Genomic DNA, 15,501 nt, shown 5'->3' on the forward strand with positions numbered 1-15,501 from the left:
ATCCCCGGTACACTCCTCTGGTCTATCTCCATAAAAGCTGAGTTGATCTCAATCCTCATTTTCGAGTTGTGAATTGCTATAGATGAGTGTACGTTATTGAGAGATTATCCCTATTTTTAGCCGAGATTGACTGAGGGAGTCCATTCAAACCACAATTTCCAATTCCAAATCTGATGACTCACAATTCCGTTCGGGAATACAAAGCTGATATTCTGATTGTTGATGATACCCCGAACAACCTGCGCGTTTTATCTTCAATATTGCAAGAGCAAGGATATGAAATTCGCAAGGCTGTTAACGGTAAAATGGCGATCCGTTCGGTGCAAGCTGACCCGCCGGACTTGGTGTTGCTCGATATTAAAATGCCCGATTTGGATGGCTATCAAGTTTGTTCTCAGCTCAAAGCAATAGAAACTACTCGGGATATTCCGGTGATTTTCTTGAGTGCTTTGGATGATGTTTTTAATAAAGTGTTGGCTTTTCAAGTCGGTGGAGTGGACTATATTACCAAGCCTTTCCAAGTCGAAGAAGTTATCGTGCGGGTGAAAACTCATCTGACTCTACGGCGACTCACTAAAGATCTCGAATTGCGGGTACAGGAACGAACGACAGAATTGACACATACCCTCAATGAGTTACAACAAACTCAGGTTCAACTCGAAGATTCCCTGCGAGAATTGATTCAGGCTCGAGATGTCGCTGAAAAAGCTAGTCAGGCTAAAAGTCAATTTCTGGCGATGATGAGTCACGAACTGCGAACTCCTCTTAATGCCATTATCGGTTACAGTCAGTTGCTAGAAATGGAGGCTCAAGATCAAGAGCTTAATGAGTTTATCCCCGATTTACAACAAATTAGCCACGCCGGACAAGACTTGCTAGAAATTTTTAGTAATATTCTTGAAATGTGCCAAATTGAAGCCGGAAAACACCGATTTAATGTCTATGAATTTGAGGTCAAAGCATTAATCGACGAAGTGATTACTCAAATTCAACCTTTAGCGGATAAAAATAATAATACTTTAACAGTTCACTCTGTCAATGATCCCGGTTCCATATTTGCCGATCAAGTCTGGATGCGTCAATGTGTGTTGCAACTGCTCAGTAATTCTTGTAAGTTTACTCACAATGGTACGATTACTTTAAGTCTCGAACGCCAAAATAGATCTCAATTACAATCTAAAAGTTCTGTATATAATCAAGTTAATTCAACTGATTGTTTGGAGGATGTGATATTAGTGAAATGCAACGATACGGGAATTGGGATTAAAACGGAGTGTGTATCCCAGATTTTTGAACCGTTTTTTCAGGTGGATGGATCAACAACTCGTAAGTATGGCGGTGTGGGACTGGGTTTAGCGATCGCGAAAAGTCTATCTCAACTCATGGGAGGAGATATTAGCGTTGAAAGTGTTTTTGGTCAAGGATCAACTTTTACCCTCTGGCTACCGACTCAACTCCCCCCGTCTACATCAAATTTTTAATTACTCCTGTTCTCCTTAGCCCACTTCCAGAGATTGATGTTGACAAACTATGAGCGAAAATCAAACTGAACCTCGTAAAATTAGTATTCTTATTGTTGATGATACCCCGAATAATTTACGATTTTTGTCGAGTATGTTGTTAGAACATGGGTATGAAGTTCGTAAAGCTATTAATGGAAAAATGGCATTAAGATCGGCTCAAGCTGAACCACCAGACTTGATTTTACTCGATGTCAGAATGCCTGATATGAGTGGTTATGAAGTGTGTCATGCTCTCAAAGAAAAACCAGAAACTCGCGAAATTCCGGTGATTTTTCTCAGCGCTCTTGATCATGAAAAAGACAAGGTGATTGCGTTTGAAATGGGAGCAGTTGATTATGTCACGAAACCGTTTCAGTTTCAAGAAGTTTTATCCCGCGTTAAAACTCACATCACAATTCAACATCAACGACAACTATTAATGCAGCAAAAAGCTCGGCTAGAAGAAGAAGTTCGCGCTCATAGAGAGACAGAGTTAGCCCTGAAAAAAGCAAACCAAGAACTTCAACGTCTTGCTAGTATTGATACTGTCACTCATGTGGCAAATCGTCGTTGTTTTGATGAATATTTTCAAGAACAGTGGCAACAGTTAGCCTTACAAAAAGAAGCAATTTCTCTGATTTTATGTGAAATTGATGAATTTAACGCTTATATAGAAACCAATGGTGATCCTACCGCAGATGAGTGTTTACGAACTGTAGCTTGGGCAATTTCTCGCCCAATTAAACCCGCTAAAAATTTAGTGGCTCGTTATAGTGATGCTAAATTTGGTTTGATTTTACCGCGTACAACAGTCGCTGAAGCGTTTAGAGTAGCAGAACAAATTCGGATAGAAGTTGCTCAGTTAAAACTCCATCATGCAGCGGCTCAAGTCAGTCCTTATGTGACCGTGAGTTTGGGGGTTAGCAGTGGGGTTCCGAGCAGCAAATCACAGCCCAAAACATTGATTGAAACCGCAGATCGAGGACTCCACGAAGCCATTAATCAAGGCTATAATCGCACTGTGATTCATCAGTAAATGGAACTTTGTCTATTAGAGCAAGTCGGAGTTATTAACAGTACAGAAATAATCAATAACTCCGATGAACTTTGATATCTTTGATGAAGACTATTATCTCAAAAAATATCCGTATTTGCAACCCGCTATTGAACAAGGCATTATTCAATCTGGTTTAGACCATTTCCAACGCTTTGGCTTACAACAGGGGTTAACAGGCGTTTCTCGCTACTACGACGAAGCCTATTATTTAGCTAAAAATCCGGATGTGGCGGCGGCTGTCGATGCAGGAATATTCCCCTCTGGACTCGCTCATTTTATTGAAATTGGCTACGAACAAGAAGGGCGAACTACTATTTCTTCGGATTACAATGATTTTGTTTATCGAGAAACGAATCTAGATCTAATCCCTTTTATTCAAACTTATCCTTTCCAAAATCCTCGTCCTTTTCGCAATGGATTAGAACATTTTCTCAAATTTGGGGCTGAAGAAGGACGCTACAGCAATTCCTTTTTTGAAGCGGAATATCTCGCCCGATATCCGAATATTATCCCCGCTATTGAGTCAGGAGTTTTGAGAACCGGACGGGATCATTATGAACAATTTGGGCAATTTGAAGAAGGACGAAAAGCAACTTTTATCGGCACTTCTAATAGTGATACTTTAGAAAGTTTTGGAGTCGGTGAAGTTGAATTGATTGGAATCACTCCGGGCTTGGATGCTGAGGGTGATCGCATTTATGTTAATACTGGAAATCGGGGACAAGATATTTTAACGGGAAGTTCAGCTTCCGATACGTTTGTTCTTGGGACAGAGACTTCTTTTTTGATTAACTGGGATAATTCGGTGAGAGAAGTGCCGCCAAAAGATTTTTATTACAATCATTTTAATTCCGGCGGTATAGCAATTATTAGAAATTATGACCCCAATAATGATTTTATCAAACTCGGTCATAATAGCCCGGATTATTATGAATTTTCATCTCTCCCCTACTTAAACCAAACAACTCCCGACTCCCTCTCGATTACCAGCAATAATGGTCGAAGTTTGGCAATAGTTGTGGGGATTACTGATGTTAATAATTTGAATCTAATTTATGGAAATAAAGCCACAGTTGAACGCAACTTTTTTGAGGATAATTATCTGGTCGAAAATCCCGATGTTGATGCCTTAGTCGAAGCCGGAGAGTATCGTTCAGGCTTGGATCATTATGAACAAGTCGGTCAATTTGATGGGGAACGTTCGGCCAAGTTTATCGGTACACCGGGAAACGATATTGTTACTGCTTTTGGCATGGGTTCTCATCAAATTTTCGGGGTCGATGCTGTGCAAAGTTTGTATGAATTTGCCACACCCACAGGAGTATCTTACACCAGCGACGGTAGCGGCGAATTTGATACCTTAATTGGCAGTTCGGGAACAGATACTTTTGTTTTTGGTGATATCCTATTAACTTATAATGAAGGTCTACAACTCCAGCAATTTTATCGGGAAGAAGGGGAAGCCCTTATTCAAGATTTTAATCAAGAACATGGAGATCAAATTAAATTTCTAACGATATTCGATGAAACCTATAGCATTTTCCCATCAGGCGATGATTTAGTGCTAGCAATTGAAGGGGATACGATAGGGGTTCTCGATGGAGGGGCAGACATCACATTAGAGCCTGTTAATGTGCAAGAAGATAACTTAGGATGGTATAAAATTATTACTTTGGGTTAATTGCCGACCCCTAAAAAAAAGTAGAGACGTGCAATTTAAACACGCCTTTACTCTCTCAAGAACTGTTAAACCTTACATATCTCTGTCATAGTATCGGTTAAAGAATCGGTTAGAATTCGAGTTAGAACGGCGGTTATAAATGCGGTTGGAAGTGGTCTTCTCCGGGGTCTTGTTAGCGGTGTTTTCAGCAGTATTATCAGTGCGGTTCAAATTCCGGCTAGAACGGCGGTTATAAGTGGTCTTCTCGATGTTTTCAGTGGTGTTCTCAGTGGGGTTATAAACTCGGTTAGAACGGCGGTTAGAAGTGGTGTTCTCGCTAGTGTTGTCAGTACGGTTGTAAGTTCGGTTAAAACGGTCGTTATCAATGCTGTTGTCAGTCGTATTTTCAGGAGTGTTGTCAGTCGTATTTTCAGGAGTGTTGTCAAGTCGGTTAGAGTTTCGGTTAGAACGGCGGTTATAAATGCGGTTGGAACTGGTGTTTTCGGTGGGGTTATCGGTACTGCTTTCAGTGTTATTTTCAGTTTTAGTTGGATTAATGCTTTGTGAATAAGCAGTTGCAGAATAGTCATGGGTAAAGTAAGTATGACCTAAAGTTTTATCTTGATAGGTACGTTTTGCAAACCGCCAACCGGGTTCTAAAATAATTTTGACAAAGCCATTAGAAACACCATAGCTTCGACCAATCACAATCGGTTCATCGTAGGGATTTTCCCGAGAAGTTGCGACTAATAAAATATCATCCCCTACACCTCGAACACTCAGACTATGAGATAGGGCTAAATCTTCGCCTCCCATCCGCACAGAATAGCCATTACTATCGGTTGCTCGTCCACAAATTCCGGTAAAATCAAAGTTGAGTAATAACGGATCAACTTGAATTGGATTACTGCCACTTTCACTCCAACACGGTGTCGAATTAGAAACCTGTTCAACAATCACTAATGAGTATCCATAAGCACGAGGAACAGCCATCGCGACAAATCGTTCTTGTTCGACTTCTCTTTGACCAAATTCAACTGCAATAGCTTCAGAAGCAACATTTACAGTAGATAAAACGGTCATCGCGAGGGCAGCCAAAGTTCGTTTAAATACACGTTTCATAGCTCAAGAAAACCTCAATAAATGTGTTCAAAAGACCTACGCTATTAATCTGGTGATCATAGAGTAGAAATTAATAACGTTGATAGACGATCCTCAGATCAGATAATTTTGTGGATGTGACTCAATCGCTGAATAATTTGCTTTTTCGGATTCATCTCAATAGTATCAGAAGGTTTTTGATTTTTAACTATAAATAGAATCCTAGAGACCAAAAAACTGTCAAATTTGTAACAACTGTCGTGTCAGCTTCATTAAACAAGTCTTTAAAGTTGCGGTAAAGGTTCCGGAACCTCCAAGATTTTTTGCAGTCATTCAGTGAGTAGCTGTTGCGGGTTTATATTGTAGATCCCGTTTAGGAACGCCTAGTTCCCGTGTTTTTGCGGCAAATTCCAGCAAAATTCCATCGGGATCAAAGAAATAAAACGAGGAGATAAATTTCGAGCCATATCCCGACAAACTAAGGCTAAATGATTTATACCTTGTAATTTAAACTGATTCATCAGCAAGCCCCAATTCTATTTTAGGAAAAATCAATCTGAAAATATTGTTGTGTACTATTTTTGGCACAGTCCGGTTAAATGTCAATCTGTCATCAAACATAAATCAAGGGTGAGTCAAGCCCCACCCCGATTTTAGTTAAAAATCATTTACAAAATTGTGGATGATGCTTACGCACAAACGAGGGGTTCAGAAGCCACCTCAATAACTTTCCGCCCCACAGACGCCGCTACCGGACGTAAATTTTTCACTAACTGTATCATGTCTGCTAACGACAACGCCTGACGCGCATCAGAGACAGATTTCTCCGGTTCGGGATGACACTCTACCATGATGCCATCGGCACCACAAGCGACGGCCGCCCGTGCCAGGGGTTCAACGAGTTCTCGTTTTCCGGCAGCATGAGACGGGTCAACGATGATGGGAAGATGGGTTAACTGTTTGAGTCCGACGACTCCCCCCAAGTCCAGAACATTGCGAGTGAAACTATCGAAACTGCGAATTCCTCGCTCACACAAGATGACATCGGGGTTGCCATGCGCCATAATATATTCAGCCGCCATGATGAATTCTTCGAGAGTCGCCGCTAGTCCTCGCTTCAAAATCACAGGTTTTCCGGCTTGTCCGATGGCTTTGAGTAACTCGAAATTCTGCATATTACGGCTACCGATTTGCAACACATCGGCGTAGGTGACAACAGATTCAATTTGCGGAATAGACATCACTTCTGTCACGACAGGAACGTTATAACGCTGACTGACCCCCTGTAAAATTTTTAATCCTTCCAAGCCAAGACCTTGAAAGGAATAAGGAGAAGTACGCGGTTTGTAGACACCGCCTCGCAACAGTTGAACAGGGGTTTTTATTAACTGTTCGGCGACTTGTTCCATTTGTTCGAGACTTTCAACGGTACAGGGGCCACCAATAATCAACAATTCTTGACCGCCAACGGTTATCTGTTCGTTAATTTTAATCTGGGTTTGGTGTTCGGGATGGGTTTTGCTGACGAGTTTAGCTTGAGACATGGTGAAATTCTCCTTAAGTTTGTGAATGAGTCAAAAAAAAACCCAGAACTTCAGGTGTTCCGGGTGAGGTTAAAGAACCAGCATGAAAACTTACCCGGAATGTGTTCGGGGCCAAAAATAAAAGCCATAAAAGTAGGTGTAAAGTAAAGTCATCGCTGTTGAGTAATATGGGAAAATCTGTTGTGAGCAACTAAAAAGCCGCAGGTCTAACTTCTGCGGCTCACCTTGAGTATCCATGAAAGACTGGACTCACTCTCGGTGAACCGGGCTAAACCAATAATAAAAATAGCTATTCGCTGTGAACATAAGTTGCTGGCTCTTTTTGTTGAGTTGAATCATATCTAGTTAAGAAGGTAACAGAGGAAAGCCAGAAAGTCAATTGATTGCTATTGACCGTCTGCTCAACTCCTGACTCCGCTTTGTGATAACCGAACTATATTCCTCGTCTTGACCTCACTCCAAGGGTTGCGAAGATCCTTTAAGATGAAAGTAGAACGGTAATTACGCAAGCGAGTGACGAAATCCATGACATCTCAAGTAATAGTTGAAAAGCAAAAGTTAGACAATCCCCCCTTTCAAATTCATTATCTTGGCGATCGCGTTCTGCGTCAGTCAGCTAAACGGATCTCTCGTGTCGATGACGAGACTCGCAGACTCATACGAGAGATGCTACAAACGATGTATAGTGCTGATGGTATCGGTTTGGCGGCGCCACAAGTCGGAGTTCAAAAGCAACTGATTGTGATTGACTGCGAACCGGATAATGCTGCAACTCCTCCTCTGATTTTGATCAACCCAACCATTAAGAAGTCGAGTCAAGAAATCTCTCCGTTTCAAGAAGGATGTTTAAGTATTCCAGGGGTTTATATGGATGTGACTCGCCCCGAAGTGATTGAAGTTTCGTTTAAAGATGAAACCGGGCGCCCCCGTACTATCCGAGCAAATGAATTGTTATCACGCGCGATTCAACATGAAATGGATCACCTCGAAGGGGTATTATTTGTAGACCGTGTGGAAAATCAACTCGCCCTCACCCAAGAGTTGACCAAATATAAATTTTCTCCTAAAGCAGTTAAGCCCATGAAGCCCATGAAGTGATAATTTTTGGGGGAGGAAGTTGGTACAAGCAATTGCTAATTTCTCAACCCCTAGCTTTTAGGCAAGGTAAATATTACCATGAGTTAAGATTTCTTAACAAATTGGGTGAAAACGAATATGGTTGGAACGCCAAAGAGCTCCTTATTTTTAGGTGGTTCGTGTATCGCAGGAATTGCCGCCGTTGGTTCCATTTTTGAACTTTCTTCAGGACAGCCTGAACTGGGCGGAACGGTGACGACCGTTATTTTACTCCTCAGCATCCCTTTGGGTGGGTTGTTGTTTTGGGCAGCAGTTCGGGATGCTCAAGCCAACCAAGAATAGTTTGATTGAGTCACAGATTACTCCGCCCCCATGACCCCCAAAATTGGCAGGGCCGTGCGCGTTAAGGCCCTAAAACTTGATTTGTGGGGAGGTAGGGAGGTAGGGAGGTAGGGAGATGGTGAGTCCACCCCCGTGCGCGGGAACAAGCGCGTTGAGGGGAGTGGCTATCCCGTTGGGGGGGAATTTTTATTAATAACAAGCTATTTTTCATCTCCAAAAAATCCTCTCCCCACCTCCCCATCACCCCATAACCCCATCACCCCCGACAATTTTTAACTGAGAATGAAACAGCCCTGCCAGAGTTGGGGGATTTAGAGGGCTGAATACAGAATTCAAATTCTCTACGCTACGCTTACGGGCTGTTTTTCTAGCGGCACCTCAAACCGTTCACCAGGAGTGGGGTTGAGAACACGGGTAGACAGGTTGTGACGAGCCAATAACGACCGAAAATCTTCAAGTGTTCCTACAGCTTTCAGCAGAGAAACCAATACCCCCTCATAGTTGACATCTCCACCTGCGGCAGTCGGTAACATGACTTGGGGTTTCACCCATTCCGCGATTTGTAATGCACTCTTGGTACCTTTGATAATCGGCCCGATTAACGGTAAAGCTAAATCAATAATCGGCGTAATCACTACATCAATTGGTGCTTCTTGTTGAAGCGATTTGTCGTGGTAGCCGTGAGGTTCATAGTAGGCTTTGAAATTGGTTTCTAACTCTCGGAATAAATAACCATTTTCGACTGTTGTCGGCCCGAGGGGAGAACCTGGAACGGCTTTAATTTCAACTTGGTTATCCAAAAAATATGTCGAACCGTGTTCTAAGGCTCTGACTTGAGTAAATCCCAATTCTTGAGCGACTTTAGCAGCACTCGGCGAACCCACAACTGGAATCGTTTTATCGAGTATTTTTAAGGTCGGAGGATGAGCATGATCTTCCAATCCCTGGGATAATACAATCAGGTCAATATTGGGAGGAGCAGGGCGAGGACTGCGTTTTTCTCCTTTGAATAGCCAAGCCTGATTCCCAAACACTAACGGCCCAACTAGCCAGGGATCAATGAAAATTTTTTTGTTGGCGATCTCTAATAGCCAAGAGTTACTATCAAACCAAGTCAGATACATCAGATTTGTTGATCAAGATACTATATTCTCTATTGTAATTAATCTTTATACTCTCTGTTGAACGCAAAGCAAAAAAGTAATTGGGATGATCTCCAGGGACGACCACGCCACAGCAGTGATTTTGTGAGTCTCACGGGTATGAAATCTCTATTTTTTTTGATACATTCAGTAGAACTACGGAGTTGAATATTTAGGCAATCGTCAAATTGTTTTTAAAAGTTCCGTAGTCTTACGGATGACTTGAAGTTGTTTATATTTTAAACTTAGACATAATTGCTTTTTTATAAACCTCAATTTTAATTAAACAAAACTAAAAAAATATGAACTCCTACTCTCAACAAAATTATGCTCAAAACACCAATTTAGACATCATTTATCCCGCCACCGGAACACTAGCAGGAGTGGGTTTATCGGCGACAATTGGTAATATGGGTTTAGTCGGATCATTTGGGGGCGTTGCGGTTGGTGCGTTTCCCGTTGCGGTTGCAGGTTCGGTGGTGGGTTTTGCGGTTTATGGTGCAACAGAAGCGCTCAAAAATAACGATCCTGTTGTCATTTTTTCCGTCGCTACAGGTGCAACAATTGGTGCCGGAATGTTTGGTATTTTTGGCGGAATGGGGTTAGGAATTGCGGGAACTGCGGTGAGTATTGGCGGTGCAACAATGGGGTTGGCGGGTGGCGTTGTTGGGTTGGGGGTTTACGGTGCTTTTAAAATGGTTGAAAAAGTTGATAAAATCATGCCAGCAGAAACGGCGATGCAAGCTTTTTCCCGCATGGAAGAACGGATAAACGATGCTTATATGGATTCGTTTTTTTATACGGAAGCGTTGCTAGAAGTTGCCGAGTTAATTAATCCCGATTTGGCTTGGGAACGGAAATTTAGAGAGTTAGAAATAGAAGAAGAATTACAACAACTGAAAGCGCAGGTTAAACCGTTACCCAAACTTGAAAACGTTAACGTACAAATAACAGTAACGGGTTGGTATGACTGGCATCCTCATCTGGATATTGCACCGAATAGTATAAAACGAGAGTTAGCGAAATTCCTTTGTATTCAAATGAAACATTCCGAAATTAAGTTAATGATTTGGAGTATTAAAGAAATCGCCGTTCAACCCTCTCCCAGAAATTATTTGGGGAAACAATACAAATCACCGAGTATTTCTAAGATTGTTGAGTTTGAGTTAAAAATTGGCTTAACGTTATCGGTTCCCGCCGATATTCTTGCATCAGAAAACTTGAACGATATCGTCAATAAAAATCTAGATATTAATGAACTTTCTAGCTTGGTTAAGGTTGATAAATTTGCTGTGGTTTAAGTCTAATGTTATCAATATTATCGAGAAATTATCGCTTCGACTTCTTCTAATGCTTGAAAACTGCCAACTTGCCAAGAACGTTCCACCGCAGTAGAAACAATTTCAGAAATGGCAATATTGGGAAAATTGGGGCTGGTTTCCGATAAAATATATGTAGCGTTTTCAAATAGATAAATTCCGAGTATACCCCGATTAAAAATCCAGAGTTCGGGAACTTCTAGGGCTTCATAAGCCGCCAAAGTTGTTTGGGAAGTGACATCAATTTCTATTGCTAAATCTGGGGGCGGATCATTCGGTTCAAGTCGCCGACGGTTAATCATTTGTTGATAGTTTTGGATGTAAAAACAGGCATCGGGTTCAACTCCGGCTATTCCTTCTTTTTTAAACGTCGTTGAACCAAAAGATTCGTATCGTTTACCCAGTGATTTTAACACCATTTTGACAATATCAGAAATTAAATCTGTTGAAAGTTCCTGTTCGGCTAAAGGAACCATAATTTCTAAAGTGTTGTGACTATAAACAATTCTCGAAGATCGCTTTTCTCCGAGTTCTTTTAAAATCGCTTCAAATTCCTGCCAATTGACGTTAGGAATTGTGACTACACTTCCGGGGGAAAAGTGCATTTGACTGATGGGTTTAACAATAGGAGTTGTTACCGTCATTTTTAAAACCTGTCTATTTATCCTACTTTATTTTAACTCAAATTTAAAAAATAATAACCGGGGAATCGCCAAACCGACGGGAATTGCTAACGTCATTAATACCGCTTTACTCGCAGCAACAACAGTATTAATTAACAAAGATAATTCGGTTTCAGTTCCCAAGGCTAAAATCTGAGTTAAACCGCTAATTGAGCGAAAAATAAATACACCCGGAATCATTCCCACAACCGCCCCAAATGCGATCGCAGCAGAAGGCGCTTGATAGCGACGGGAGAAATAAACCGTCATTAAACCCACTAAAGTTGAAGCAATTAAATTGCCCCAAACTATTCCTAAATCTAAATTTAAACATATTTCTCTCATTCCATGACCTAGCATTCCACACAATACACAAGCGGCTAATATTTTCTGAGGAACGTTGAAAACCAGTGCAAAACCCATTGCAACTAACCCCGCAAAAAACATATCTTCAGCCAGGGGTAAACGAACGCTTTTACTACTGGCAGAAATTAACGTTTCTGTCGCACTTGCAGCGAGTAATAACCCAAATGCGATTGAACTCAAAGTAACACAACTTAAACCCAAACGGGCGATGCCAATAGTAATATGATTTTCTAACAAATCTAATACCGCATTAATTAAATGAACCCCCGGTATCAACATCAACGAAGGAACAATTAAACATAATTCCGGTGTCGAACCCCAACCCAAGCGCACCGCCACGCCGCCAATACATCCGCCCACAAACGCCGCTAAAAATGAGATTAAAAAAGGATTTAGTTTGCGTTTTCCCAACTGTTGACGCAAGACAACTCCCAGGGCAGTTGCAATACCAACAATAAAAAATGTTAGCCAGTCCGCCCCAAAAAGTTTCGCCAAACTTCCCGAGGTTATCCCCAACATTAAAATCAACAACCAAGGGTGATAATGAGGCAAGCCAGCATCAATTTTTTCTAATTCTTCAACGGCTTCTTTGGGCGTGATTTTCTCTTTTTTAATGGCATTAATAACTTGATAGACGCGAGTAATGACAGCCATATTAATATTCATCGCCGGAACACTGCGACTAAAACGAGAAATAAAACGATTTTCGACTTGTGCGGTTAACGTTAAAACTTTGTAGTCTACAAACAGACGAACAGGCCAACCAAATACATCCGCAAGTTGATAAACGGCTTGATGAACCCGACCCGTCGCCGCACTATTTTGTAATAACAACCGACCCGCTAATAGAATGAGATGAAATTTTTCTTCAATCCCTGCTTTTTCGGGAGATTTGAGAGAGTCTGTATCAAGATTCATCGGCAAAATATCAGAAACTTCAACGATTAAAAGCTGTTAAAAGTTGGGAATTTATGGTAGAATTAATATCAGGCTAAATAATCTAACCAGGTGGCTATAATATCGGGTGAACCGTACCATTTTCCAGGCGATCGCGGAGAATGCCAAACCCCCTCTAAAGTGATATTTTCAGCCCCTTCTAAATGTGCCGCTTCTACAGGTGTAATTCCATCTCCCCAAGTTTCTCCTTGACCAATGGTAAGCTGATAACTATTGTAAGGGAGCCAAGTTTTAAAGGTTCGTTGACCATAAACCGCTTTACCCGCAATACAAACATAACGCACCTGAGAATAAAAAGCACCTGGATAGTTATTTTTAACAAAGTCTAGATTCTTTTTAGTCCACCTTTCTTGACTAATGTGAGGCGTTCCTAGTGTAATTAAAGTATTGACAACGGGATACATATTCCACAAACCAATCATTTTTTCTGTGACATCACCATGCACAATATAAGGTTTTTCACCGATAAAAATTCTAGCGATCCATCCTCCAGCAGAATGTCCGACGAGATTAATTTGAGTAAGTGAATATTGATCTAAAACCTGTTTAACTGTTGTCTTTATTTTCTGCAAAATTGGCACCATCGAACGTCCGCCAATGGTCTGAAACCAATCTCGTTTACGCAGAGGAACCACAACCGTTGGAATTCCCTGTTGGTTGAGATATTGTGCTAAGAGATAGTAATCTTCAGCACCCGCAAAAAAACCCGGTAAAATGACAGTGGGTAATGGCATTCTGATTTTTGATAGATAAGATAGAACGGTTTGACAGCTATTGAAATTTTAGCGGGATTTCCAAAAAGTGTAAACTTATCGATCAAAAAAACCCAGACTAAAAAACTGAGGAATTCGTAGATGATAAATTGTATCAAGTGATTCACTTTTTCAGGTTTTACCATTTGATAAAACGCTGACTCAACGCCAACAGTGATACCGCAAATAAACCTGTAAAATAAGACGGTTCAGGAATCTTTGCAGTATTGGTAACTGTAACATTCTCATCTCGTTGATCACCAACCGTATTTATATACTCTAAAGCATCTTGATCATTGAGAATATAAGCTCGTAAAAAATGCGACAACAGAAACGGGGTTAAAAAGCGTGATTTGTTGTTGATTCATCTGAGTTAAACCAAAAGTTATGCAATCAAGTTTTCAGGTGAATTAATCTGATCTAAAAAGAATTCTTATTAGATCCGCAATCTTTGTATTCAGTCAAGCGATCGCTATCCTTATGTTACGGGTTAATTTGGAGATTGATCTTTAAATTTTCGGATCTCCCTCGTAGGTAATCCGATCCGATTTATAACTCGGTGGTTCTACATGAATTACAGTTCTAACCGGACTAAAATGTTTTTCGAGTTGAGCTTCTACTTGTTCGGTAATTTGGTGAGCATTCTTGACGTCATCCGCTTCAACAATCATGTGCATTTCAATAAAAATCTGACGACCGATAACCCCCCGAGAAGCAATATCATGACAATTAACAACACCTGGAACTCTCATTGCTAATGCTCGAATTTTTTCCGGTGGAATTGCCACCCGATCCGTTAACCAAGGTAAATTTTCTTTGAGAATTTCCCAAGCACTATGAAACACTAAAACCGCCACGGGAAACGCCATCACCACATCTAAAGCTTCCAGTTGAGGAAAGTTCCATTTCCGACCTAACCACACTCCAATTAATCCAGCAATTACCATTAAAGTTGTCCAAATATCGCTCATGGTATGCTTGGCATCCGCCACCAATAAGGCGCTTCCCAAACGTTGACCCATGTAACGTTCGTAGTAGGCAACAAAAATGTTAATTCCGAGTACAATTAACAAAATCCAAAGTTGAACCGAAGAAATGTTGATCGTATTTCCACCGCCAAAAATACGTTCAATTGCACCCGTGAGAATTTCAAAACTCGCAATACATAGAAAAACTGTCACCGCCAAAGCACCCAAAGCGTCAAATTTTTGATGTCCGTAAGGATATTCGCGATCGGGTTCGGGAGAAGCAAATTGATTCGCCACTAAACCAATAATATTATTGGCTCCATCTGTTACACTATGTAACGCATCAGCTAGTAAACTTAGAGAGCCAGTCAGTAACCCTAAAGTGGCTTTAATCCCCATAACGACCACATTCAGTATGAGCGTGAGAATGAGAACTTTGCGAATTTTTGGACGATTATCAATAACCATAAGATCTCTTTTCTGTCAATAATTTTGGATATATCTCTAGTTTATACAACTAATAGCAACTAGAGCGACTTTTCAGAAAATAGCTTTGATGATTTTTAAGAATTTTTCTCAACAATTAATAAGACGAATTGATTAATATTTAGTGAGCCTAAAATTTAAAAAAGTTGAAATTAACCGATTAGAAAGGGATTATTTCCAACGAATAACATTCTTTGCTGGGTATTTCTCAGTCCTTTACTTGCAAATATTATCTGTAACTCTATCTATAACTTGCCTTGAGTTTTCAGTCAGTCATAGATTTTTGAGGAAATTGGACGAAACTAATCCGCTTGATGAACGTCTAGCCGATCACGTCTGTTGTATCCACAGCCCCCAATTCTACTTTTTTCGCTAATTAGTCCGGAATTTATTCCATGACACCTGCACAAACACATAGAGACCAACGAGTGTGACGAAATAGGGGAGGGTGGTTCCTCCCTCTTTCTAATCTCTAAGCGCTCAAACCGTTATAGATTAACGGATATAACTCGGCTAGTCCAGGGTAATTATCATCAGGATTTCGATGCAGTTGAGAAATAAAACAA

15 protein-coding genes are annotated in these 15,501 nt (G+C 40.8%); 6 read left to right on the forward strand and 9 right to left on the reverse strand.

The window, feature by feature from the left end:
• Positions 1-173: 173 nt before the first annotated feature.
• The 3 genes from M595_RS04430 (at position 174) to M595_RS04440 (ending at position 4,240) form a co-directional block, all read left to right on the forward strand.
• A complete protein-coding gene (locus M595_RS04430) occupies positions 174-1,481 on the forward strand; it encodes an ATP-binding response regulator (protein ID WP_023064822.1) in 1,308 nt (435 codons plus the stop codon).
• A gap of 49 nt (positions 1,482-1,530) precedes the next feature.
• Positions 1,531-2,538, forward strand: coding sequence for a diguanylate cyclase domain-containing protein (locus tag M595_RS04435; RefSeq protein WP_023064853.1), 1,008 nt, complete (start codon positions 1,531-1,533; stop codon positions 2,536-2,538).
• A 64-nt stretch (positions 2,539-2,602) separates the two neighbouring features.
• Positions 2,603-4,240, forward strand: coding sequence for a hypothetical protein (locus M595_RS04440; RefSeq protein ID WP_023064776.1), 1,638 nt, complete (start codon positions 2,603-2,605; stop codon positions 4,238-4,240).
• Between the two features lie 72 nt (positions 4,241-4,312).
• Here M595_RS04440 and M595_RS29025 read toward each other — a convergent pair whose 3' ends face one another.
• The 3 genes from M595_RS29025 to M595_RS04450 form a co-directional block, all read right to left on the reverse strand.
• Positions 4,313-5,341: a DUF3747 domain-containing protein gene (locus M595_RS29025; protein WP_023064846.1), complete on the reverse strand. Its 1,029-nt coding sequence runs from the start codon at positions 5,339-5,341 to the stop codon at positions 4,313-4,315.
• A gap of 362 nt (positions 5,342-5,703) precedes the next feature.
• Entirely contained in the window at positions 5,704-5,841 is a 138-nt protein-coding gene (locus M595_RS31720; protein ID WP_023064845.1) for a hypothetical protein, read from the reverse strand.
• A gap of 168 nt (positions 5,842-6,009) precedes the next feature.
• Entirely contained in the window at positions 6,010-6,864 is an 855-nt protein-coding gene (locus tag M595_RS04450) for a bifunctional 3-deoxy-7-phosphoheptulonate synthase/chorismate mutase (protein ID WP_023064850.1), read from the reverse strand.
• A gap of 525 nt (positions 6,865-7,389) precedes the next feature.
• On the opposite strand from M595_RS04450, the gene def reads away from it, so the two are divergent.
• Positions 7,390-7,962: a peptide deformylase gene (gene def, locus M595_RS04455; protein ID WP_023064785.1), complete on the forward strand. Its 573-nt coding sequence runs from the start codon at positions 7,390-7,392 to the stop codon at positions 7,960-7,962.
• 117 nt (positions 7,963-8,079) lie between these two features.
• A complete protein-coding gene (locus tag M595_RS04460; RefSeq protein WP_023064768.1) occupies positions 8,080-8,283 on the forward strand; it encodes a hypothetical protein in 204 nt (67 codons plus the stop codon).
• Between the two features lie 341 nt (positions 8,284-8,624).
• Here the strand turns inward: M595_RS04460 and M595_RS04465 are convergent, their stop codons facing one another.
• Positions 8,625-9,407, reverse strand: a complete 783-nt coding sequence (locus M595_RS04465) for an MBL fold metallo-hydrolase (RefSeq protein ID WP_023064875.1) — start codon at positions 9,405-9,407, stop codon at positions 8,625-8,627.
• 320 nt (positions 9,408-9,727) lie between these two features.
• Here M595_RS04465 and M595_RS31725 point away from each other — a divergent pair, with 320 nt between their 5' ends.
• Positions 9,728-10,726 (forward strand): hypothetical protein, encoded by a 999-nt coding sequence (locus M595_RS31725; protein ID WP_023064786.1) that lies wholly within the window; start codon positions 9,728-9,730, stop codon positions 10,724-10,726.
• 17 nt (positions 10,727-10,743) lie between these two features.
• On the opposite strand, the gene M595_RS04475 is transcribed toward M595_RS31725, so the two are convergent.
• The 5 genes from M595_RS04475 to cdf31 all read right to left on the reverse strand — a co-directional run bounded on the left by M595_RS04475 (position 10,744) and on the right by cdf31 (position 14,917).
• Positions 10,744-11,388: a Uma2 family endonuclease gene (locus M595_RS04475; protein ID WP_023064887.1), complete on the reverse strand. Its 645-nt coding sequence runs from the start codon at positions 11,386-11,388 to the stop codon at positions 10,744-10,746.
• Between the two features lie 27 nt (positions 11,389-11,415).
• Complete coding sequence (locus M595_RS04480; RefSeq protein ID WP_040483557.1) at positions 11,416-12,690, reverse strand: threonine/serine exporter family protein; 1,275 nt, start codon at positions 12,688-12,690, stop codon at positions 11,416-11,418.
• A 68-nt stretch (positions 12,691-12,758) separates the two neighbouring features.
• Positions 12,759-13,463 (reverse strand): esterase/lipase family protein, encoded by a 705-nt coding sequence (locus M595_RS04485; RefSeq protein ID WP_023064881.1) that lies wholly within the window; start codon positions 13,461-13,463, stop codon positions 12,759-12,761.
• 157 nt (positions 13,464-13,620) lie between these two features.
• Positions 13,621-13,809 carry a hypothetical protein gene (locus M595_RS04490; protein WP_023064865.1) on the reverse strand — a complete coding sequence of 63 codons (189 nt, stop codon included), beginning with the start codon at positions 13,807-13,809 and terminating at the stop codon, positions 13,621-13,623.
• A 181-nt stretch (positions 13,810-13,990) separates the two neighbouring features.
• Entirely contained in the window at positions 13,991-14,917 is a 927-nt protein-coding gene (cdf31, locus tag M595_RS04495) for a CDF family zinc efflux transporter Cdf31 (RefSeq protein WP_023064844.1), read from the reverse strand.
• Positions 14,918-15,501: the final 584 nt, after the last annotated feature.

Source organism: Lyngbya aestuarii BL J, assembly GCF_000478195.2.
Classification (GTDB): Bacteria; Cyanobacteriota; Cyanobacteriia; order Cyanobacteriales; family Microcoleaceae; genus Capilliphycus; species Capilliphycus aestuarii.